At 68.4% G+C, this 20778-nt stretch carries 8 protein-coding genes, 23 pseudogenes and 2 other annotated features; of the genes and pseudogenes, 21 read left to right on the top strand and 10 right to left on the bottom strand.

Going from position 1 to position 20778, the window contains the following annotated elements; translation table 11 throughout:
- Positions 1 to 150: 150 nt before the first annotated feature.
- A pseudogene (locus tag CES90_RS51160) lies at positions 151 to 456 on the top strand (aldehyde dehydrogenase family protein); the annotation flags it as partial.
- A 47-nt stretch (positions 457 to 503) separates the two neighbouring features.
- On the opposite strand, the gene CES90_RS49015 reads toward CES90_RS51160, so the two are convergent.
- Together CES90_RS49015 and CES90_RS52405 are read right to left on the bottom strand one after the other, a co-directional pair.
- Positions 504 to 1175, bottom strand: coding sequence for an acyl carrier protein (locus CES90_RS49015; protein WP_232791415.1), 672 nt, complete (start codon positions 1173 to 1175; stop codon positions 504 to 506).
- Between the two features lie 18 nt (positions 1176 to 1193).
- Positions 1194 to 1280: pseudogene (locus tag CES90_RS52405) on the bottom strand (KR domain-containing protein); the annotation flags it as partial.
- 14 nt (positions 1281 to 1294) lie between these two features.
- Between CES90_RS52405 and CES90_RS49020 the strand changes: the two are divergent.
- Positions 1295 to 2074 (top strand): annotated as a pseudogene (locus tag CES90_RS49020) (glycoside hydrolase family 32 protein); the annotation flags it as partial.
- Positions 2074 to 2874, top strand: a pseudogene (locus CES90_RS49025) (ketoacyl-synthetase C-terminal extension domain-containing protein); the annotation flags it as partial. The pseudogenes CES90_RS49020 and CES90_RS49025, both read left to right, overlap by 1 nt.
- A gap of 273 nt (positions 2875 to 3147) precedes the next feature.
- Here the strand turns inward: CES90_RS49025 and CES90_RS49030 are convergent.
- Complete coding sequence (locus CES90_RS49030) at positions 3148 to 3540, bottom strand: hypothetical protein (protein ID WP_208921837.1); 393 nt, start codon at positions 3538 to 3540, stop codon at positions 3148 to 3150.
- 77 nt (positions 3541 to 3617) lie between these two features.
- Here CES90_RS49030 and CES90_RS49035 point away from each other — a divergent pair.
- From CES90_RS49035 to CES90_RS49050, 4 pseudogenes are all read left to right on the top strand, one after another.
- Positions 3618 to 4385 (top strand): annotated as a pseudogene (locus CES90_RS49035) (AMP-binding protein); the annotation flags it as partial.
- Positions 4381 to 5127 (top strand): annotated as a pseudogene (locus tag CES90_RS49040) (acyltransferase domain-containing protein); the annotation flags it as partial. The pseudogenes CES90_RS49035 and CES90_RS49040, both read left to right, overlap by 5 nt.
- A 736-nt stretch (positions 5128 to 5863) precedes the next feature.
- Positions 5864 to 6601, top strand: a pseudogene (locus CES90_RS49045) (aldo/keto reductase); the annotation flags it as partial.
- Between the two features lie 102 nt (positions 6602 to 6703).
- Positions 6704 to 7321, top strand: a pseudogene (locus tag CES90_RS49050) (IS3 family transposase); the annotation flags it as partial.
- A 105-nt stretch (positions 7322 to 7426) separates the two neighbouring features.
- Here the strand turns inward: CES90_RS49050 and CES90_RS49055 are convergent.
- A complete protein-coding gene (locus CES90_RS49055; protein ID WP_208921992.1) occupies positions 7427 to 8011 on the bottom strand; it encodes an HNH endonuclease in 585 nt (194 codons plus the stop codon).
- 719 nt (positions 8012 to 8730) lie between these two features.
- Here CES90_RS49055 and CES90_RS52565 point away from each other — a divergent pair.
- From CES90_RS52565 to CES90_RS49090, 7 genes and pseudogenes are all read left to right on the top strand, one after another.
- Positions 8731 to 9438: pseudogene (locus CES90_RS52565) on the top strand (ketoacyl-synthetase C-terminal extension domain-containing protein); the annotation flags it as partial.
- Positions 9419 to 9883, top strand: a pseudogene (locus CES90_RS49070) (alpha-glucosidase C-terminal domain-containing protein); the annotation flags it as partial. The pseudogenes CES90_RS52565 and CES90_RS49070, both read left to right, overlap by 20 nt.
- Positions 9880 to 10098: pseudogene (locus CES90_RS49075) on the top strand (alpha-amylase family glycosyl hydrolase); the annotation flags it as partial. The pseudogenes CES90_RS49070 and CES90_RS49075, both read left to right, overlap by 4 nt.
- A pseudogene (locus CES90_RS49080) lies at positions 10098 to 10547 on the top strand (DUF3459 domain-containing protein); the annotation flags it as partial. The pseudogenes CES90_RS49075 and CES90_RS49080, both read left to right, overlap by 1 nt.
- Positions 10544 to 10759: pseudogene (locus CES90_RS49085) on the top strand (alpha-amylase family glycosyl hydrolase); the annotation flags it as partial. The pseudogenes CES90_RS49080 and CES90_RS49085, both read left to right, overlap by 4 nt.
- Positions 10750 to 10899, top strand: a pseudogene (locus CES90_RS51170) (LuxR C-terminal-related transcriptional regulator); the annotation flags it as partial. The pseudogenes CES90_RS49085 and CES90_RS51170, both read left to right, overlap by 10 nt.
- A 357-nt stretch (positions 10900 to 11256) precedes the next feature.
- Positions 11257 to 11763, top strand: a complete 507-nt coding sequence (locus tag CES90_RS49090; protein WP_232791417.1) for a TetR/AcrR family transcriptional regulator — start codon at positions 11257 to 11259, stop codon at positions 11761 to 11763.
- Positions 11764 to 12071: 308 nt separating this feature from the next.
- Here CES90_RS49090 and CES90_RS49095 read toward each other — a convergent pair.
- Positions 12072 to 12722: pseudogene (locus CES90_RS49095) on the bottom strand (ketoacyl-synthetase C-terminal extension domain-containing protein); the annotation flags it as partial.
- A gap of 293 nt (positions 12723 to 13015) precedes the next feature.
- Here CES90_RS49095 and CES90_RS52410 point away from each other — a divergent pair.
- Both CES90_RS52410 and CES90_RS52415 read left to right on the top strand, forming a co-directional pair.
- A pseudogene (locus tag CES90_RS52410) lies at positions 13016 to 13351 on the top strand (peptidoglycan-binding domain-containing protein); the annotation flags it as partial.
- Positions 13350 to 13873: a sequence feature (23S ribosomal RNA rRNA prediction is too short), on the bottom strand. It overlaps the preceding pseudogene by 2 nt.
- Before the next feature lie 117 nt (positions 13874 to 13990).
- Positions 13991 to 14104 (top strand): annotated as a pseudogene (locus CES90_RS52415) (RICIN domain-containing protein); the annotation flags it as partial.
- A gap of 363 nt (positions 14105 to 14467) precedes the next feature.
- Here the strand turns inward: CES90_RS52415 and CES90_RS51845 are convergent.
- A pseudogene (locus CES90_RS51845) lies at positions 14468 to 15004 on the bottom strand (acyltransferase domain-containing protein); the annotation flags it as partial.
- Here CES90_RS51845 and CES90_RS51850 point away from each other — a divergent pair.
- Positions 14891 to 15295 carry a hypothetical protein gene (locus CES90_RS51850; protein WP_208921843.1) on the top strand — a complete coding sequence of 135 codons (405 nt, stop codon included), beginning with the start codon at positions 14891 to 14893 and terminating at the stop codon, positions 15293 to 15295. The pseudogene CES90_RS51845 and the gene CES90_RS51850 overlap by 114 nt on opposite strands.
- A gap of 42 nt (positions 15296 to 15337) precedes the next feature.
- Here the strand turns inward: CES90_RS51850 and CES90_RS49120 are convergent, their stop codons facing one another.
- Complete coding sequence (locus CES90_RS49120; RefSeq protein ID WP_208921845.1) at positions 15338 to 15829, bottom strand: 2,4'-dihydroxyacetophenone dioxygenase family protein; 492 nt, start codon at positions 15827 to 15829, stop codon at positions 15338 to 15340.
- 134 nt (positions 15830 to 15963) lie between these two features.
- Here CES90_RS49120 and CES90_RS49125 point away from each other — a divergent pair.
- Both CES90_RS49125 and CES90_RS49130 read left to right on the top strand, forming a co-directional pair.
- A pseudogene (locus tag CES90_RS49125) lies at positions 15964 to 16440 on the top strand (helix-turn-helix domain-containing protein); the annotation flags it as partial.
- Between the two features lie 14 nt (positions 16441 to 16454).
- Positions 16455 to 17024: pseudogene (locus CES90_RS49130) on the top strand (RICIN domain-containing protein); the annotation flags it as partial.
- Here the strand turns inward: CES90_RS49130 and CES90_RS49135 are convergent.
- Complete coding sequence (locus tag CES90_RS49135) at positions 17011 to 17325, bottom strand: hypothetical protein (protein ID WP_408646655.1); 315 nt, start codon at positions 17323 to 17325, stop codon at positions 17011 to 17013. The pseudogene CES90_RS49130 and the gene CES90_RS49135 sit on opposite strands and share 14 nt — an antisense overlap.
- Before the next feature lie 229 nt (positions 17326 to 17554).
- Positions 17555 to 18279 (bottom strand) — a sequence feature (16S ribosomal RNA rRNA prediction is too short).
- A 405-nt stretch (positions 18280 to 18684) separates the two neighbouring features.
- Here CES90_RS49135 and CES90_RS49140 point away from each other — a divergent pair.
- Together CES90_RS49140 and CES90_RS49145 are read left to right on the top strand one after the other, a co-directional pair.
- A pseudogene (locus CES90_RS49140) lies at positions 18685 to 19218 on the top strand (response regulator); the annotation flags it as partial.
- A pseudogene (locus tag CES90_RS49145) lies at positions 19218 to 19754 on the top strand (glycoside hydrolase family 32 protein); the annotation flags it as partial. The pseudogenes CES90_RS49140 and CES90_RS49145, both read left to right, overlap by 1 nt.
- Here the strand turns inward: CES90_RS49145 and CES90_RS51185 are convergent.
- Positions 19752 to 20267 (bottom strand): annotated as a pseudogene (locus tag CES90_RS51185) (glycoside hydrolase family 32 protein); the annotation flags it as partial. The pseudogenes CES90_RS49145 and CES90_RS51185 sit on opposite strands and share 3 nt — an antisense overlap.
- Positions 20268 to 20295: 28 nt before the next feature.
- A complete protein-coding gene (locus tag CES90_RS49150; protein WP_208921996.1) occupies positions 20296 to 20769 on the bottom strand; it encodes an Asp23/Gls24 family envelope stress response protein in 474 nt (157 codons plus the stop codon).
- Positions 20770 to 20778: the final 9 nt, after the last annotated feature.

A 20778-nucleotide genomic window follows, 5' to 3' on the forward strand; every position in this document is an offset into this window, starting at 1 on the left:
CTTCAGCGCCGCACCGGGCGAAGAACGGCCGACGGTTCGAGTGCGCGGGGTGTGTCCGACAGGTGATCGCTCGGGGCCAGGCCGAGCTGTGCCCTTTGACGTGCCGAGGGGGCGGCGCAAGCTTGCCCCCTATTGGGGGCGGACGAGGATTTGTGGGACGCAGCCCGCGAGGCGCGCCTGATCCCGCCGACGCTGCTGATCGACGTCCCCGACGACGCGGAGATCACCCGCGAGGAGATCTTCGGACCGGTGCTGACCATCCACCCCTACGACGATCTGGCCGAGGCGATCGCGTTCGTCAACGACCGTCCGGCCGCTCTGGCGGCGTATTGGTACGGCGAGGACGGCGACGACTTCCGCCGCTTCCTGCAGCACACCACCTCCGGCGGTGTCACCCGCAACGACGGCCTCCTGCACGCCTCCCTCAGCAACGCCCCGTTCGGCGGAGTGGGAGGCTCCGGCACAGGCGCCTACGGCGGCAAGGCCGGCTTCGACGAGTTCACCTACCGGCGCACCACCACCAGATCCCACAACTCACCCGGCGAACCCACCCCACCCGGGAAACGGCACGCCATACCCACGATCACCACCGGATCGTCCGTCAACGGCATCGTGCGCACGGGGGTTTGGGCCGCCGCCTGAGGCGTCCCCGACCACTCGGTCCAGAGGTGAGCTGCGAGTTCGTTCGGGGTGGGGTAGTCGAACACCAGTGACGGGGGCAGTGCAAAGCCGGTCTCCGCGCCCAGACGATTGCGGAACTGCACCGCGGACAGGGAGTCGAAGCCCAGATCCTTGAACGCACGCCCGGGTACGACCGTCTCCACCGACGCGTGCCCCAACACCAGCGCAGCCTGCTCCCGAACCAGTGCGAGTAGCAGCGCCCGCTGGTCCGACTCCGACTGCCCCGACAGCCGGGCGCGTAGATCATCGGAGCCCACATCCGCCGTGGGCTCCGCCTTCCGGGCCGCCTGGACCTGCGGAACCTCGTCGAACAGGGCACTGCTGCGGCTGCGGGTCAAGGCCAGCAGGAAACGTTCCCAGTCGACCTCGGCGACCGTGAGCAGCCCCTCGTCCTCGGCGATCACACGCCCCAGCTCACGCATCGCGCCCGACGCTCGCATCGGCTTCACGCCCAGCCGCCGCATACGCCCGGCCACCGCCTCATCAGCAGCCATCCCGGCATCCGCCCACGGACCCCACGCCACACACGAGCCGACCAGCCCCCGCGCACGCCGCCGCTCGACCAACGCCTCCAACGCGGCATTCGCCGCCGCATAGTTGCCCTGACCCTCACCAGGAGTTGCCGCTCGCCCTGTCGCACGACGACGAGGAGATGGTGTTCTCCGGCAGCGCGGTCGTCGACTGGGACAACACCACCGGGTTCGGCACGAAGAAGAACCCGCCCATGGTGGCGATCTACACCAGCGCCTACAAGAACGGCGGCAAGCAGGCCCAGTCGCTCGCCTACAGCACCGACCGCGGCCGCACCTGGACCAAGTACCAGGGCAATCCCGTCATCGACATCGGCTCCAACAACTTCCGCGACCCCAAGGTCCAGTGGCACGCACCCACCAAGAGCTGGCTGATGACCGTGTCGCTGTCCGCCGAGCACAAGGTGCAGTTCTACTCGTCCAAGAACCTCAAGGACTGGAAGCTGCTCAGCGAGTTCGGGCCGGCCGGTGCGACGGGCGGCGTCTGGGAGTGCCCCGACCTGTTCCCCCTCGCGGTCGACGGCGACAAGGACAACATCAAGTGGGTCCTGGTCGTCAACATCAACCCCGGTGGTATCGCCGGTGGTTCGGCCGCCCAGTACTTCATCGGCGATTTCGACGGCGAGAAGTTCACCGCCGAGGACAAGGACAGCTACACCCCGCCCACCGGCACGGTGATGCAGGGCTTCGAGGGCACCGACTTCGGTGAGTGGGCGGCCACCGGCACCGCCTTCGGCCAGGGACCGGCAACCGGTGCGGTGGACGGGCAGGGAGCCGTCTCCGGCTTCGACGGCAAGGGCCTCGCCAACAGCTTCCACGGCGGCGACGGCACCACCGGCACCCTCACCTCCCCCGAATTCACCCCATCGAGGCACAGGCACTGCTCGCCACCTACGGGCAGGACAGGGACGCGGAACAGCCGTTGTGGCTGGGCTCGTTGAAGGCCAACATCGGTCATCTTCAGGCGAGTTCGGGTGTCGCCGGGGTCATCAAGATGGTCATGGCGATGCGCCACGGTGTGCTGCCCAGGCTGCTGCACCTGGACGAGCCGACGCCGCACGTCGACTGGTCCTCCGGAACGGTGGAACTCCTCGCGGACACCCAGCGGTGGCCCGAGACGGATCGCCCGCGTCGTGCGGGTGTCTCGTCCTTCGGCGGCAGCGGGACGAACGCGCATGTGCTGCTGGAGGAGGCCCCGGCGCCTGGCACCGCCGACACGGAGGAGACCTCGGAGCCCGCCGATGACGCTGCCACCGCTTCGGTGTTCGCCGAGGGGGGTGTGGTGCCGTGGGTCGTGTCCGGGCGCGGTGCGGACGGGCTGGCCGGGCAGGCCGGGCGGCTCGCCGCGTATGCGGAGTCGGCCGGGGATGACGTACGGCCGGTGGATGTTGCCTGGTCGCTCGCGGCGACTCGTACGGCCTTCGAGCACAGGGCGGTCGTCCTCGGGGCCGAACGGGGTGAACTCGTCGAGGGGCTTGGCACCTTGGCCTCCAGCAACGGCACGGCTCCCGGATCGGTGACCGGGAGCTTCGATGTCGCCCCTGATGGGGTGGTGTTCGTGTTCCCGGGGCAGGGGGCTCAATGGGCCGGTATGGGGCGGGAGTTGATGGATGCCTCGCCCGTGTTCGCCGCGGCGGACGCGTCTACATCTGCGGTGACGGCCGCCGCATGGCCCCCGCCGTGCGGGAGGCGTTCATGGCGATCTACCGCGACCGCACGGGCAGCGGTGATGACGAGGCGAGCGCCTGGCTGGCCGCCCTGATCGAGTCCGGCACTTACGTCGAGGACGTCTGGGCCGGCTGACCACCCAGGGTGCGGTGGCCGGCGCCACCGCACACCCCGCCGACCGACAGGGCCACGGACGGCCCCCTCCCCCCACGTTCGTGGCCCTGTCTCCTTCGCAACGTCCTCCCGCCCCTCCTGAACTCGTGAGGCCTCATGCTTGTCGCACACTCGGCGCGCCGCCGGGGAACGGTCGCAGTCCCCAACTCCTCGCAGAGGAGCGGTCGGTGAACGCGCGCAGCGGCTCCGCCCTGACCTTCGGCGTGGCGGTCGCCCTCATCGCCGGAGTGACCCTGGGCAACGGCGGAGCGAACGTGATGCCCGTCTTCGTCGACGACTTCGCCTCACGCTTCGCGCTGTCGGACTCCGCCGCCGGACTCGTCGCCGCGACCCAACTGATGGCGACCGCCGTCGTCACCCTGCTGCTGGCCAAGCGGGCCGCGCGGCCGGGGCGGGTGCTGATGACGCGCTTCGGTCTGGCGCTCGCGGGAGCCGGCTTCCTGGGCGCGGCGGCGGCCACCGGCCCGGTGACCCTGGTCCTGGCCAACCTGGTCCTCGGCGCGGGGCTCGGCGCGGTCTACGCGGCGGCCACGGCCGCGCTCGCCGCCACCGACGACGCCCCCGGCCTACGTGATCTACACCTCCGGCTCCACCGGACGCCCCAAGGGTGTTGTCGTCGAGCACCACTCGCTGGACGCCTACCTTGCCTGGGCCCGCGAGGCCTACGGCAGTGTGGCCGGCCGGGCGCTGGTCCACTCGCCGGTCTCCTTCGACCTCACCGTCACCGGCCTCTTCGCCCCGCTGACCAGCGGCGGCACCGTCCAGCTCATCGAACTCGACGACCAGGCGCCCACGGCCGGGGGGTTCGACCGTCCGAGCTTCGTCAAGGCGACCCCGAGCCACCTGGCCCTGCTGACCGCGCTGCCCGAGCGCTTCTCGCCCAGCGAGCAGTTGGTGCTCGGCGGCGAGTCCCTGATGGGCGAGGCGCTGGACGGGTGGCGGCAACGGCACCCGGGTGCCACCGTGATCAACGAGTACGGCCCGACCGAGACCACGGTCGGCTGCACCGAGTTCCGGATCGAGCCCGGAGACACCGCTCCCTCCGGTGTGATCACCATCGGGCGCCCGATCTGGAACACCCGGATGTACGTGCTGGACGAGTCCCTGCGCGCGCTGCCGGTCGGCGCCGGCGGTGAACTCTTCATCGCCGGTGACCTGGTGACCCGCGGTTATCTCGGTCGTCCCGGGCTGACCGCTGAGCGTTTCGTGCCGGATCCGTTCGGTGCGCCGGGTGGGCGGATGTACCGCACGGGTGATCTGGGCCGCTGGCAGTACGACGAGCGGGGTGAGGGGCGGCTGGAGTTCCTGGGCCGTACCGACGACCAGCTTCGCGGATGCCTTCGACGCGGCCTGTGCCCATCTCGACACCGAACTGCCGCGCCCGCTGCGGGAGGTGGTGTTCGGTGGGGACGCCGATCTGCTGAACCGTACGGAGTTCACCCAGCCCGCCCTGTTCGCCCTGGAAGTGGCCCTGTTCCGGCTGCTGGAGTCCTGGGGTGTACGTCCCGATGTGCTCGCCGGGCACTCCATCGGTGAGATCGCCGCCGCCCATGTGGCCGGGGTGTTCGACCTCGGTGACGCCTGCCGACTGGTGGCTGCGCGCGGCCGGTTGATGCAGGCCTTGCCCTCCGGCGGTTCCATGGTCGCGGTGCAGGCGGCGGAGGACGAAGTACTGCCCCTGCTGAACGACCGGGTCGGTATCGCCGCTGTCAACGGGCCGCGTTCGGTGGTCGTCTCGGGCGCCACCGACGCCGTAGAGGAGATCGCTGACCGCTTCCGCGCCCAGGACCGCAAGGTCACGGCTCTGCGGGTGAGCCATGCCTTCCACTCGCCGCTGATGGAGCCGATGCTGGCCGACTTCCGCAAGGTCGCCGAGAGCCTGGTCTATGAGCAGCCGAAGCTCTCCCTCGTCTCCACGGTGACCGGACAGGCCGTCACGGCCGACGAGTTGATGTCTCCCGACTACTGGGTGCGGCACGTCCGTCAGCCGGTCCGTTACGCCGACGCCGTGGGCGTCCTCGCCGAGCAGGGTGTTGGCCGCTACCTCGAACTCGGCCCCGACGGCACCCTCACCCGAAGAAAGCTGACAAACAGCCAGCACAACCAACCCGAGCAGCAGGCCGCCCACGACACCGCGGGCGGCCTGCTGCTCGACTCGGCTACAGACGACCGAGATACAGAACCCCAGCCAACCGGGGGGAACCGTACCCTCGCGAGCCCACCGACATGGAGCGTCAGCCGCCAACGGAAACGGCCCGTGCCGACCCGCTCGCCCCGAACAGATGGGCGGTAACCAGAGCGGGGGACGGCCTCGCTGTCCACCGACCTCTGTCTCCATGCCCGTCAGGACCGCCCAGACCGCCCGAACCGGCCGGCAGCGATTGCGGTAAGCCGGAATTGTCGACATGCCTGAACGCGGAATCCTCCCGAGGCCCGTGGCCCCATCCCGAGACCACTCTCTCCGGAGTCGTACCCATAGCGTGCCCGTAAGGACGGAAAGCCACGGTCAACAGCGGTGCATTCCCGACCTGTCCGACCGCCCCAAGGACCCGGTATCTGGGCTGGTCAGAGCCATGGAGCCCACCCAAGCGCCGTCGTTTCCCAAGCTGAGAGCGCGAGTTCGTTTCTCGTCACCCACTCCATGACGAAACCCCAGGTCAGCGACCTGGGGTTTGTTAGTTGTCTAGTTCATTTTTTGGGGGGGTGCCCTCCGCGTGACCTAAGGGGGCTACTGCCCGTCGGCGGCGACGTCCCAGTGCTCGATGATCTTTCCGTCGACCACGCGGAAGAGGTCCGCGACGACGTAGTCGGAGGCGGCCTGGGAAGCCGGCCTGCGGTACTTCGACACCGCACCGCACTACGGCCTCGGCCTCTCCGAACGACGCCTGGGCGCCGCCCTGCGAGCCCGCCCGCGTGACGAGTACGTCATCTCCTCCAAGGTGGGCAGACTCCTCGTCCCCAACGAACGTCCACGCGGCGTCGACACCGACGGCTTCGTCGTACGGGACGACCTGCGCCGGCAGTGGGACTTCAGCCGCGACGGCGTACTGCGCTCCATCGAGGACACGCTGGAACGCACCGGCCTGGACCGCCTCGACATCGTCTACCTGCACGATCCCGACGACCACTGGCGGCAGGCCGCCGAGGAGGCCATGCCCACCCTCGCCGACCTGCGCGACCAGGGCCTGATCGGCGCGATCGGCGCCGGCATGAACCAGTCGGCCATGCTCGCCCGCTTCCTGCGCGAGACCGCCGCCGACGTGGTCATGCTCGCCGGACGCTACACACTCCTGGACCAGTCGGCCCTGGACGACGTCCTGCCCACCGCGCGGGAACTCGGCAAGAGCGTGGTGGCGGTGGGCGTGTTCAACTCCGGACTGCTCTCCCGTGACCGGCCCACCGAGGGCATGAAGTACGACTACCAGGACGCCCCACCGGAACTCGTCGCCCGCGCCCGGACCATCGCCCAGATCTGCGAGGCGCACGGCACCACCCTGCCCGCCGCAGCGATCGCCTTCCCGCACACCCACCCCAGTATCATCAACGTCCCCGGGCGAGCTGACCAGCGCGGAGCGTGAGGAACTGCGCCGGCTGCGCAGAGAGAACCGCGAACAGCAGCAGACGATCGAGATCCTGAAAAAAGCGACGGCCTTCTTCGTGAAGGAGAGCGACCGGTGACCACGTTGTACCGGTTGATCCACGCGGAGAAGGCGAACTACCCGATCGTGCTGCTGTGCCGGGTGCTGCACGTGACCCGCTCCTCCTACTACGCCTGGCGCGAGGGCGAGGCCGCCCGCCGAGAGCGCCAGGCGGCCGACGACGCGCTCGCCCACGAGATCACCGTGCTCCACATCGCCTCCCGTCGCACCTACGGCGTCCCGCGCATCCACGCCGAACTACGCCGCCTGGGCCGGCGGGTGAACCGCAAGCGCATCGCCCGCGTCATGCGCGAGCGCAACATCCGCGGCGTCACCCGCCGCGAGCACCGCTCGCTGACCCGGCCGGACGCGAAGGCGAAGCCGGCCCCGGACCTGATCGGCCGCGACTTCCATGCCGAGCGTCCCGGCACCCGGCTGGTCGGCGACATCACCTACCTGCCCACCGTCGAGGGCTGGCTCTACCTCGCCTGCTGGCTGGACCTGGCCACCCGCGAGATCGTCGGCTACGCCATGGCCGACCACCACCGCGCCGAGCTCGTCGTCGACGCCCTCGACATGGCCCACGGCCGAGGCGGCCTGGAGCCCGGATGCGTGATGCACAGCGAGTAGGGTCGGCCACGCGGCGAGGTACCAGCTGCGAGCTGATCCTTTTCCGCGTGGCCTCCCTCCGAACCGGACGTGCGAGCTTTCCCCGCATCCGGCTCTCCAGTGGTGCTACTGAGCGATCGGCTGCTGATGGATCTCGGCGTGGCAGCGGTCGCAGACGATCAGGGTCTTCCGTCGTCTGGTCCGCATCGCCTCGACCCATCGGGGTGCGGCCGTGGAGCTGTATCGGTTGAGGTCGGAGAGTCGCCTGACGTGGTGGACGGTGATCCCGTCGTGCGACTCACACAGTTCACAGATGCCGGCGGTCAGCCGGGCGGTGAGCTGGCGTCCCTTTCTGGTCGGCCACGCTCCGTCGATGATCGGGCGGGCGTGTGTGCGCCGACGCAGAGGGATGCCGCCGAACCTGGCGGTGAACACCGCGCCCGAGGGTGCGCGTTGGACCGCTTCGAAGCACCGGCGTTTCCCGAACGGGGTATCGACGGTGCTCTTGAGGCGGTTTCGCATGACCCAGGGTGGGCGGCGGTGCTTGGCAGCCAGGGTCGAGAACATCGACCGTTCCATGTACTGGCGGAGCTTGTTCAGCCAGTTGATGTTCCCTGCCATCTGGAAATACTGGACGTAGCCGCGGTATTCCATCCCGAACGTGGCGACGATGTTGTGGTCGCTGGTGCGGATCAGGTCGTTGCGGATCAGAGGTTTGCCCTGTCCGCGCCCCCGGCGAGAACTACACCATGCAGGGCGTCGCCACGCTGGACGAGAAGAAGAAGCAGGCCCGGCTCCTCTTCGGCGGCTCCACGGGCAAGGGCCACATCACCTTCGCGGGCGTCCCGAAGAAGGTCTTCGGAAACCGCGTGCACGCCTGGGTGCGCGAGATCGAGTGGAGCGGCCAGCTGGGCGACTCCTCCGGCCCCAAGCTGCTCACCGAGACGAACCTGAAGGTCGGTGACGACGGCACGGTCGTCGTCGGCTTCGGCGACGGCGCGCTGCCGCAGCTGAAGGAGTCCTCGGCGTACGAGATCGTCCTCAGCCCCGCGGGGAAGGCGAAGAGCACGCAGTCACCGCCCGTGCGCCGGCAGGCCTCGTACGAGGCGGAGGACGCCGCCCACACCGGGTCCGGCTACTCGAAGAACGGTCCCGAAGGCTCCCCGCGCGACGTGTCGAAGTTCTACACCTCCGGCGGGTACGACGTCGGCGGCCTACGCACCGGCGCGGACCTCACGCTCGACTTCGCCGTCGACGTGCCCGAGGACGGCACCTACGACCTGAGCGTCTTCGCCAACTCCCTCAACACCTTCGACAAAGTGAAGGAACAGGGCCCCACCAACGTCTTCCTGCGCGTGGACGGCAAGCCGGACAGCGAGCAGGAACTGCATCTGCCGCTGGGCTACAAGTGGGTGGTGTGGGACCACACCGACACCAAGAACGGTCCGTCGCAGCAGCGGGTTATTCGGCAGGCCCTGGCCGTCGCCGGGCTGTCCGCTGCCGAGGTGGACGCCGTCGAGGCACATGGCACCGGGACCCGGCTCGGGGATCCGATCGAGGCGCAGGCGCTGCTCGCGACGTACGGCAAGGAGCGGCCCGCGGCCCGGCCGCTGTGGCTCGGTTCCGTCAAGTCGAACATCGGGCACACCCAGGCGGCTGCGGGTGTGGCTGGTGTGATCAAGATGGTGCAGGCCATGCGGCACGGAGTCCTTCCCGCCACCCTGCACGCCGAGGAGCCCACCGACCAGGTCGACTGGTCGTCCGGCACCGTCCAGCTTCTGACCGAGGCGCGGGAGTGGCCGGAGACCGACCGTCCGCGCCGGGCGGGCATCTCCGCCTTCGGGGTCAGCGGCACCAATGCGCACGTGATTCTGGAGCAGGTGTCCGAGCCCGAGTCCGACGGTGTGGCCGGGGCTGAGGAGTCGGGTTCGGGTCCGGTGGCGTGGGTGGTGTCGGCTCGCAGTGAGGCGGCGTTGCGGGAGCAGGCCGTACGGCTTGGCCAGCGGGTCGGGGCCGGTGACCGTCTGGCTTTGACGGATGTGGGGTTCTCGCTGGCGGCGGGTCGTTCGGTGTTCGAGCACCGGGTGGTGGTGACGGGCCGGGATCGCGGCGAGCTGCGAGGAGTACCTCGACTCGGAGAAGTACCAACTCCGCCCCCGCGACTGGGACGCGGCCGAACGCGACGGCCGAACGATCGCCCCGCTCATCACCTCCCTCAACGCGATCAGGCGGCGTCATCCGGCGCTGCACGCACTCAGGAACCTGCGCTTTCATCACCCCGACAACGACGCGGTGATCGCGTACAGCAAACGCGCGGGCTCGGACGCGGTTCTGGTGGTCGTCAACCTCGACCCCCGCCACACCCAGGAGGCCACGGTCTCGTTGGACATGCCGCAACTCGGCCTGGACTGGCATGAGTCGGTGCTGGTGCGCGATGAGCTCACCGGCGAGACCCACCGCTGGGGGAGGACGAACTTCGTGCGCCTGGAACCCGGGCGGGCACCCGCGCACATCTTCCACGTCCAGTTCCCCGCCGAGCGCACGTCTTCCTCGGCCCGGAGCGGAGGGTCCGGAACGCCATGACCATGAACAAACCCATCCCGGACACCTTCGAGGACACCCCGCAGAAGGACCGGGACCCGGACTGGTTCAAACGCGCCGTCTTCTACGAAGTCCTCGTCCGCTCCTTCCAGGACAGCGACGGCGACGGCATCGGCGACCTCAAGGGCCTGACCGCCAAACTCGACTATCTGCAGTGGCTCGGCATCGACTGCATCTGGCTCCCGCCCTTCTTCAAGAGGAGTACCTCGACTCGGAGAAGTACCAACTCCGCCCCCGCGACTGGGACGCGGCCGAACGCGACGGCCGAACGATCGCCCCCCTGCTCGGCAAGCTCAACGCGATCCGTCGGCGGAGTCCGGCGCTGCGCCAGTTGCGTGACCTGCACTTTCACCACGCCGACCAGGAAGCAGTGATCATCTATTCGAAACGTGCGGGCTCGAACACGGTTCTGGTGGTCGTCAACCTCGACCCCCACCACACCCAGGAGGCCACGGTCTCGTTGGACATGCCGCAACTCGGCCTGGACTGGCATGAGTCGGTGCTGGTGCGCGATGAGCTCACCGGCGAGGTCTACACCTGGGGCAGGAGCAACTATGTACGTCTCGAACCGGGCCGCGCGCCCGCTCACGTACTGACCGTCCTGCGACCGTCCAACCCGCAGATCGGAGGGTCACCCGCAAAATGATCGTCAACGAGCCCGTTCCGGACACCTTCGAGGACACGCCGCAGAAGGACCGGGACCCGGACTGGTTCAAACGCGCCGTCTTCTACGAAGTCCTCGTCCGCTCCTTCCAGGACAGCAACGGCGACGGCGTAGGCGACCTCAAGGGCCTGACCGCCAAACTCGACTATCTGCAGTGGCTCGGCATCGACTGCATCTGGCTCCCGCCCTTCTTCAACTGGGCGCCGGCACGGTCAAGGACCACGTCAGCGCCATCTTCACCAAGCTGCGGGTGACGAGCCGGGTGCAGGCCGCGCTGCTCGCGCAGCGGGCCGGACTGCTCGACGCGCGCCCGCAGCCGAAGGCCGGACGATGAGCCCCACCCCCGCACCGTGGAAGCGGGTTCCCGCGCCGGTCATCGACATCGTCCTGGTGGCGGTGGCGGCCGTGGACATCTGGCTGAACATGTGGGAGCACACGCGCCTCGGTGTCGCGCTGGCCGCGGTCGGCTGCGCCGCGCTGGCCTTCCGGCGCAGATTCCCGCTCGGCGTCTTCCTGCTCACCCTGCCGGTCGCGCTGACGCAGGATGTCGCCGTCGCTGTGCTCGTGGCGCTGTTCACTCTGGCCGAACGCTCCCGCAACCGCCCTCTCCTCGCGGTATGCGTCGCCCTGTCCGCCTTCGCGAGCAGCATTCCGTGGCCCTTGGTCAGCATCGCCCGAGGTCGGTCGGACCATGACGCTGATCGCCCTGGTGTACGGCCTGGCCACCTCTTCCGCCCCGGTCCTGTTCGGTCAACTCCTCCAGGCGCAACGGGACTTGGCGCGGCGGCTGGCCGAGATCGAGGAGGCCAGGGAACACGAGCGGACCCTGCACGCCCAGGCCGTGCTCGCCCGCGAACGCGTGCGCGAGCAGCCCACCGCCCACCAGCTGCTCACCGAACTGTCCATGTTCGCGCTCCGGACACCACGGCTGCAGGAGGCCCTTGAGGGCCACTACGGCGAGGTGGCGGCCGTGACGACGAAGCTGGTGACCGAGGCGGCCGAGCGCACCGGTCACCAGCTCGCCCAGCCGGCGGAGACCCTCGCCCGGTTCTTCCTGGCCGGCTTCGACGGCCTCTCGGCGCAGCATCTCTCACTGCCCGACGAGGAAGCCGAGCTCACCTGTCTGCAGGCCCTGGTCTCCGCTGTCGTCGCTCTCGCCGGAGGCCGAATGGAGCTCGTGACCATGCCGACGAGCTGACGGCAGGGCGGAACAGGCCGGCCTCGCCGTGGAGCAGCGTCTGCGCCCCGTGGCCAAGGCAACCGGTCCTCAACGCACAGGCAGCCGCTGCCCCTGACATCGGACAGGGGCAGCGGCTGTTCCGCGAGGTCGGGACGGTGTCTTCAGACCGTCGGCACGCGTCCGGGCTGCGGTTCGTCGGCGGCCTCGCCACTGGCCACCGTCATCCTCAGCAGGGGCAGCGAGGCGATGAAGGTGCCGATCGCCAGGACGGGACTCAGTACGCCGGCCCCGGCACCGTCGAGAATGGCGCCGACGGCCAACGGTCCGACACCCCGGTGCTCGAACACCGAACGACCCGCCGCCAGCGAGAACCCCACATCCACCAGGTCCAGCGCCTCATCAGCCTCAACCCGCTGACCAAGCCGCACGGCCTGCCCCCGCAACGCCGACTCACTCCGCCCCGACACCACCCACGCCACCGGACCCGAACCCGACTCCTCAGCTTCAGGTCCCTCTTCGTCCACAGACTGCGGAGCCTGCTCCAGAATCACGTGCGCGTTCGTCCCACTGACGCCGAAGGCGGACACACCGACCCGGCGCGGACGATCGGCCTCCGGCCACTCCCGGGCGTGGCTCAGCAGTTCCACCGAACCACTGGACCAGTCGACCTGATCCGTGCGCTCCTCCGCATGCAGGGTGGCGGGCAGCACGCCGTGTCGCATGGCCTGCACCATCTTGATCACACCAGCCACACCCGCAGCCGCCTGCGTGTGGCCGATGTTCGACTTGACGGAACCGAGCCACAGCGGCCGGCCCTCGGGACGGCCCTGCCCATACGTAGCCAGCAGAGCCTGAGCCTCGATCGGATCCCCGAGACGAGTACCCGTGCCGTGCGCCTCGACGGCGTCCACCTCGGCAGCGGACAGCCCGGCGACGGCCAGGGCCTGCCGAATAACCCGCTGCTGCGACGGACCGTTGCGTGAGTCAGCTCAAGAAGGGTGACCTGCTGATCGACTACCGCGAGGATGACGGCGATTTCCGTCACGTAGTGATCTTCGAGAAGTGGGCCAACGCGTCGCACAGCGCCTACTGGGGGTACGAACAGCGCAATAAGTACGGCACGACCCACCGGCAGCTCAGCTACGGGATCGGCAATGACAACTACGACCCCTTCCGCCCGGTCAAGCTGGGTAATGGCGGTGGCGGCGGGCAGCTCCCGTCCCCGAGTGTCTCCTGGCCGATCCTCCAGAACGGCTCCCAGGGTGCGGACGTGCGGTCCGCCCAGCAGCTGCTGATCGGGCGGGGTTACTCGCTCGAGGCCGACGGCGTCTTCGGCCCGAAGACCCGCTCCGCGGTGATCCAGTTCCAGAAGTCCCGGTCCCTGGCCGCTGACGGCGTCATCGGCCCGAACACCTGGTCCAAGCTGATCACGACGGTGCAGTACGGCTCGTCCGGCCAGGCGGTGAAGGCAGCGCAGACGCAGCTGAACGTCTACGGCTACGGCCTCGTGGCCGACGGCGCGTTCGGCTCGAGGACGAAGTCGGCGGTGGTCGACTTCCAGAAGAAGCACCACTTGCAGGTCGACGGCGTCATCGGCCCGCAGACCTGGCGCGCCCTGCTCTATCGGTCACCAGGGAATATTTAGGCTTAGCGGGTGGTCCCGCCAGATTCACACGGGATTTCTCGGGCCCCGTGCTACTTGGGTGTCTCTCAAACGAGCCGTCAATGTTTCAGCTACGGGGGTCTTACCCTCTACGCCGGACCTTTCGCATGTCCTTCGCCTACATCAACGGTTTCTGACTCGCCTCACAGCCGGCAGACTGTGAAAGAGAGATCCCACAACCCCGTATACGCAACCCCTGCCGGGTCTCACACGCATACGGTTTGGCCTCATCCAGTTTCGCTCGCCACTACTCCCGGAATCACGGTTGTTTTCTCTTCCTGCGGGTACTGAGATGTTTCACTTCCCCGCGTTCCCTCCACTTGCCCTATGTGTTCAGGCAAGGGTGACAGCCCATGACGACTGCCGGGTTTCCCCATTCGGACACCCCCGGATCAAAGCCTGGTTGACGACTCCCCGGGGCCTATCGCGGCCTCCCACGTCCTTCATCGGTTCCTGGTGCCAAGGCATCCACCGTGCGCCCTTAAAAACTTGGCCACAGATGCTCGCGTCCACTGTGCAGTTCTCAAACAACGACCAACCACCCACCACCCCGAACCAACAGGTCCGAGTTCACTGGGGCCGGCAGTCCAGTCCGGACTGTGCCTCGACGCCAACGCCGGCGGCACCGCCAACGGCACCAGGATCACCCTCTGGTCCTGCCACGGCGGCACCAACCAGCAGTGGAGCCGTCGTTGAGCGGCGGCGCCGTCCTTCTACCTGCCGAACAGAGAAGATTCCCCACGATGTCTCGTCGATCGCCCATGTTCACTCGGCGCAGACTCCTCGCGGCTGCCGGACCAGCTGGGGCCTCCGCGGCCACCGGCTTGCTTTCGTGTCGGCGATGCCTGGGCAGCTGACGGGCCCTCCAGCTACACACCGACCTGGCCGTCGGTCGGACCCGGCGTTCATTGCGCCGGGCGTCCCGGCCTGCTCGTGAGCACGTACTCGGCCATGCCCGCACCGGAGCGCGGCACAGCCTGACGTCAGCCATACCCGGCCTGGGAACTCGGAAGGGCCACCGCACAGTGGCAGGTGGCCCTTCCAGCGTGCCGCGTCAGCTCAGGGCAGGGTCCATTTCTGGTTGGCTCCGCCGTGGCAGGACCACAGGTGCACGAGGGTGCCGTCCGAGGAGTTGGCGCCCGACACGTCCAGGCACTTGCCCGACTGCGGGTTCCGCAGCGACCCGTCCGGGTACGCCTGCCAGTTCTGGTTCCACACCCCCGCCACATGCGCCGCCGCGATCTCACCGATCGAATGCCCGGCCAGCACATCAGGCCGAACCCCCCACGACTCCAACAACCGGAACAGCGCCACCTCAAGCGCAAACAGCGCCGGCTGCGTGAACTCCGTCCGGTTCAACAGCTCGGCATCGTCACCGAAGACGATCTCGCGCAGGTCGAACGGCAACTCCGCGTCCACGGCATCGAACACCTCCGCGAAGACCGGATACGCCTCATACAACTCCCGGCCCATACCAAGCCGTTGAGACCCCTGCCCCGCGAACACAAACGCCGTACGCCCCCGCAGGACCGCACCCCGGACCACCCGCGCATCCGCCTCACCCGACGCCAACGCGGCCAGCCCGCCCCGCAGATCCTCCACACCCGAACCCACCACCACCGCACGGTCCTCGAACACCGACCGCGTCAACGCCAGCGACAACCCCACATCAGCCGCAGAACCAGCACCGTCCACCACCTCCAGCAACCGCGCCGCCTGCGCCCGCAAAGCCCCCTCACCCCGCCCCGACACCGGCCACACCACAACACCGGCACCGGCACCGGCACCGGCACCGACGCTCGGCTCCTCCGCGTCCCCCTCACCGGCCTCGCCGACAACGTCACCGCCGTCGCCGCCGCCCCCGAAGTGATCCGCTGGCGCGGTTGACCGGGTGCGTCGTCGGCGAGGGTCGGGAAAGCATCGGCGTGCTCAGAGATAGAGACGTTCGTTGGTCTTCAGACCGTTCTCCCGGCAGTAGTTCTCGTAGTGATCGATGAACCAGAACACGTCCACCGTCTCCATCACGCGGTCCTCCTCGTCGAGGAACTCCAGCGGACCGTTGAGCCAGAACATCGTCTTCATCCCGTGCTCGGAGTAGAGGGTATGGCTGCGCCCCGGGCTCTCCCGGACGAAGTCCCCGGGCTTCCCGACCCAGTCGTACTCCAGGTAGCGCCAGCTGCCTTCGAGGACGTAGCCGGAGACCGGGCCACGATGCCGGTGGCGGCCCAGCGTGCCGCCCTCCTGCACCCACAGCACGTTGGCGGCGCTGCTGCCGCGAACATCAAAGGTGAGGTGCTTGATGAACACGTTGGGCACGAACGGCACCCACGGGCTGCTGTCCTCGCTGATGTACCCCTCCTCCAAGGCGTACTTGTCCCGCATGCGGTCCACGCGCGCCTCGGTCGCGACGTACTGCGCCATGATCTCTTCGGACGTTGTTCTGTCCCGGGAGGTTGTGGACGGGTGAGCCAGGTCTCGGCTGAGGGATCTTGAACAGGTGAGGGCCTTCCGGTTCGGTGTGGATTGCGACGTCTACACCTGACCGAAAGGCCCTCGTGCCCCACCGTAATGCACCCCTGACCGAGACCGGCCGTCTGCGCCTGGCCCGCTGCGTGGTCGAGGACAGCTGGCCACTCAGGCGCGCCGCGGAACGCTTCCAGGTCTCACCCACCACGGCCCAGCGCTGGGCCGACCGCTACAGGCAGTTCGGCGAGGCCGGCATGAGCGACCGGTCCTCGCGCCCGCACGCCAGCCCGCGCCGCACCCCGACCCGCACCGAGCGCCGGATCATCAAGGTCCGGCTCCTGCGCCGCTGGGGACCGGCCCGCATCGCCCACCTGCTGCACCTGGTGCCCTCGACCGTGCACCGTGTCCTGACCCGCTTCGGCCTGGCCCGGCTCACGCACCTGGACCGGGCAACGGGCCGCGTCATACGCCGCTATGAACGCGGCAGGCCCGGCGAGCTGGTGCATGTCGACATCAAGAAGCTCGGCAACATCCCCGACGGCGGCGGCCACAAAGTCCTCGGCCGCCCAACCAGACCCTCAAGGTGGTCGAATGGCCCGCCCGGAACGTCGGCTTCGTGCGGCTCCAGGCGAAAGCGGCCACCGGCGGCTACGCCAACATCAGCGGCGTCCAGATCGGCGGCCGGACGGCCAAGCCGGCCCTGCTGTCCACCACGCTGCCGGGTGACGGCACCGTCTACCGGCTGGTCGCCCGGCACAGCGGCAAGGCCGCCGACGTGGAGCGCGGGGGCACGGCGAACGGCACCAACGTCCTGCAGTGGCCCTGGCTCAACAAGGCGAACCAGAAGTGGACCTTCGCCAAGACCGGCGACGGCTACTACGAGATCAAGGGTGTGGGCAGCGGCAAGCTCCTGGAGGTCACGGGTCTCTCCCGCGCCGACGGCGGCAACGTGGCCATCTGGGGGGACGCCAACGCCCCCCAGCAGCACTGGGCCGTCACACCCACCGGTGACGGCCACTACTTCCTCATCAACCGCTTCAGCGGGCTCTGCCTCGCCGTCGACGAGGGCAGCACCGCCGACGGAGCCAACATCGAGCAGCAACCGTACGCGTCACTGACGCGGCAGCAGTGGCAGATCATCGCCGTCTGACGATCCCGACGACGGCGGCGTCCAGTTGGGACTTGGCGCCGGGGTAGTCGCACTTTCCGCCGTTGATCAAAGACTCGGTGGTCTCAGCGGTGCAGCCCAGACGTATGTGCTTCAGTCCGGGAGTGCGCTGCTTGAGCTGCGCGTAGAGCTGGTCGGTGTAGGCGAGGTCGGTGTCCTTGTCGACGTCCGGCTGGTAGCCGGTGGTCATGGAGTCGCCGAGCGAGATGTAGTACGTGGTGTCCTTGCCGTCGGCCGCCTCGGCGGCGGCGGCCAGTCCGGGCGTGCCCAGCACGATCGCCATGGCAGAGACGGCCAGCGGGGGGACGAAACGCGGAAGGGATCTCATAACTTACGTGCGCTTTCCAGTTGTTGGGGGGGGCTGCCGAAAGGCACTGGTGTGAGACGTGGTTGGCAGCAGCGACTCTCATCCGCAGTGATTTTCGGGCATCCGAAGAAAGCCTTGGTGAAGGCATAGGGGGGTCTGCCTCCGCGAGACCGCGGGATTTGCCCGACTTCACTTCGGAGACACGGACGTCAATCTAGCAGGCTGAAAACCGCCTTGGGTATGGGAAGATCCGCCTTCGCCACCGGTGTTCCTCCTGATATCTGCGCATTTCACCGCTACACCAGGAATTCCGATCTCCCCTACCACACTCTAGTCTGCCCGTATCGAATGCAGACCCGGGGTTAAGCCCCGGGCTTTCACATCCGACGCGACAGACCGCCTACGAGCTCTTTACGCCCAATAATTCCGGACAACGCTCGCGCCCTACGTATTACCGCGGCTGCTGGCACGTAGTTAGCCGGCGCTTCTTCTGCAGGTACCGTCACTTGCGCTTCTTCCCTGCTGAAAGAGGTTTACAACCCGAAGGCCGTCATCCCTCACGCGGCGTCGCTGCATCAGGCTTGCGCCCATTGTGCAATATTCCCCACTGCTGCCTCCCGTAGGAGTCTGGGCCGTGTCTCAGTCCCAGTGTGGCCGGTCGCCCTCTCAGGCCGGCTACCCGTCGTCGCCTTGGTGAGCCGTTACCTCACCAACAAGCTGATAGGCCGCGGGCTCATCCTTCACCGCCGGAGCTTTCCACCACCAGGCCATGCGGCCAGTGGTTGTATCCGGTATTAGTCCTCCAGGGTGACTTCCTTCGCCTCGCGCAGCACGCCGATGGCGATCTCCTCACCCAGCCGCACCGCCTCCGTGAAGTCGGTGCGCCAGTGCACGCCGGCCATGTTGCGGCCCGTGGCGATGTTCGCGGCGACCTTGTTCAGCTCGCCACCGACCGTGAGCCGCCCGGCGTCCGGACCGGTGTACGGCTCCAGGGCGGTGCCGTCGGTGCTGGGCACCACCGGGTCGGACAGGACATACGACTCGTCGAACCACGCCTTCAGGATCGTCACACACGCACCCGCCACCGTGGCGTGCCCGGAACCGTACGAGGGATGGGTCGGGCTGCCCTCCGGGAACGCCTGCGGCAGCAGGTAGCTGCCGTACTTCTCGAACACCCGCTTGACCGCGACGGAGTCCAGCACCTCACCGTCGATCGGGTACTCACGCTGCCCACGCAGCTGCTGGTGGACCCGGCCACCGAACTCCTCCGGCCGCAACCGCCGGTGCACGAACCACTTCTGGAACCAGACCGCTTTCAGGGCGCGGGTGGCGACGGTCGTCGCGACCGCGAGCGGCGGCGAGGCCGTGGAGACCGTCCGCCGGGAGCGGCCGGACGTGGTGCTGCTGGACATACGGATGCCGGACGTCGACGGGCTGACCGTCCTGCGCGAGCTGCGGACGATGCCGGACGCCCCGGTGGTGGCGATGCTGACCACGTTCGACGCCGACGAGTACGTCCTGACCGCGCTGCACTGCGGCGCGGCCGGTTTCCTGCTCAAGGACACCGAACCGGAGCAACTCGCCCCTTTGGTACGCACCCTGGCCGCGGGCGGCGTGGTGCTCTCCCCCAAGGCGTCCCGGACCCTGCTGCACAGCCACCCCGGCACCGAGGCGGCCGTCGACGAGGACGCGGCCCGGGTCCGGCTGCTGACCGCCCGCGAGCGCGACGTCCTCGTCCTGGTGGCGGAGGGGATGTCGAACGCCGACATCGGGGCCCGCATCCACCTGGGCGCCGGCACGGTCAAGGACCACGTCAGCGCCATCTTCACCAAGCTGCGGGTGACGAGCCGGGTGCAGGCCGCGCTGCTACCGCCGTCGAGCTCGTCGTGGACGGCGAAGTGGTGCGCAGCGCCACCGGAAAGGACGCCGAGGCTCTCAACTGGGCCTCCTGGGAGGTCAGCGCCCTCGCCGGCAAGAAGGCGCGGATCAGAATCGTCGACGACAACACCGGCGGCTGGGGCCACCTCAACGTCGACCACATCGTGCTGTCCGACGCCTTGGCCCAGCCCGTCTCCCAGGAGACGTCCGTCAATCTGCTCGTCGACGGCGAGATCGTCCGCAGTGCCACCGGCACCGACAGCGAGACCCTGGACTGGGCCTCCTTCGACCTGCGTCCCTACGCCGGCAAGAAGGCGCGGATCCAGGTCGTCGACATGAACACCGGCGGCTGGGGCCACGTCATGGCCGACGAGTTCACCGCCGCCGAGAAGCCCGCCAAGTCCGTCGTACAGCGCGCCGACTGGGCCGACTACGGCAAGGACTACTACGCGGCGGTGTCCTGGGAGAACGCCCCGGGCGGCAAGCGGTACATGATCGGCTGGATGAACAACTGGGACTACGCAGGAGGCCCAGTTGAGAGCCTCGGCGTCCTTTCCGGTGGCGCTGCGCACCACTTCGCCGTCCACGACGAGCTCGACGGCGGTGGCGTTGTCGGTGCGGGCCGGGTGGTTGCCGCCGCCGATGAGGAAGTTGACGTACTTCTTGTCGATGGTGAACTCGGGCGACGTGAGGGTGCCGGTGGTGGAGTCGCCGTTCAGGAAGGTGTTGACCAGGCCGCTGCCCAGGTAGCCGGACACCTGTTGCTGGCCGGGGAGGGTGCCGGGAGCCGGTGCGGTGCCGAAAGCGTCCCCGGCCGCCGTCCAGTTGCCGTACGTTCCGCCTTCGAAGTCGGCGAGGACCGTGCCTTCGGGCGAAGTGCCGTCCATAACGGTTCCGGCTTCGTGCGGATGCCGCCCACCACCGATCTTGAAGTTCAAGTACGGGCTGTCGACGGAGAATTCGGGGGAGGTGAGGGTGCCGGTGGTGCCGTCGCCGCCGTGGAAGCTGTTGGCGAGGCCCTTGCCGTCGAAGCCGGAGATCCTTGCTCGATTCGGCTCCGGCAAGCGATTACTCGAGCCGCCGCTCTGGTTGTTCCTCCTCCTCGTCGAACAAATACACATCGCCGACCGCGATGTTGACCTCGACGACTTCCAGACCGGTCATCCGCTCGATGGCAGCGATCACGTTCTCTCTGACGTCGCCCGCGACCTCGATGATGGAGACGCCGTACTCGACGACGATCTCCAGGTCGACCGCGGTCTGTACCTCGCCGACCTCGACCTTCACCCCGCTGGTGACGGACTTCCCGCCGGCACCGGGCATACGTTCACGCATGGCCCCCATGCCACGGGCGAACCCACCGCCCATCGCATGGACGCCCGGCACATCCCGGGCCGCCAGCCCGGCGATCTTCGCCACCACACCGTCGGCGATCGTTGTGCGGCCACGTGAATCCGGATCGCTTCCGTGCGGCACCCCTGCCCTGTTCCCGCCGCGCTCGCCCAATGATCCCGCGCGAGGGGTCTCGGTCCGGTTCGGCAGTCCGGTATC

This window comes from Streptomyces capitiformicae (assembly GCF_002214185.1).
Lineage (GTDB): Bacteria > Actinomycetota > Actinomycetes > Streptomycetales > Streptomycetaceae > Streptomyces > Streptomyces capitiformicae.

Coding starts and splice junctions, on each gene's coding strand:
- CES90_RS49015 (WP_232791415.1), bottom strand. CDS start 1,175: ATGGCTGCTGATGAGGCGGTGGCCGGGCGTATGCGGCGGCTGGGCGTG.
- CES90_RS49090 (WP_232791417.1), top strand. CDS start 11,257: ATGACGCTGATCGCCCTGGTGTACGGCCTGGCCACCTCTTCCGCCCCG.
- CES90_RS49120 (WP_208921845.1), bottom strand. CDS start 15,829: ATGGCGCAGTACGTCGCGACCGAGGCGCGCGTGGACCGCATGCGGGAC.
- CES90_RS49135 (WP_408646655.1), bottom strand. CDS start 17,325: ATGGCGATCGTGCTGGGCACGCCCGGACTGGCCGCCGCCGCCGAGGCG.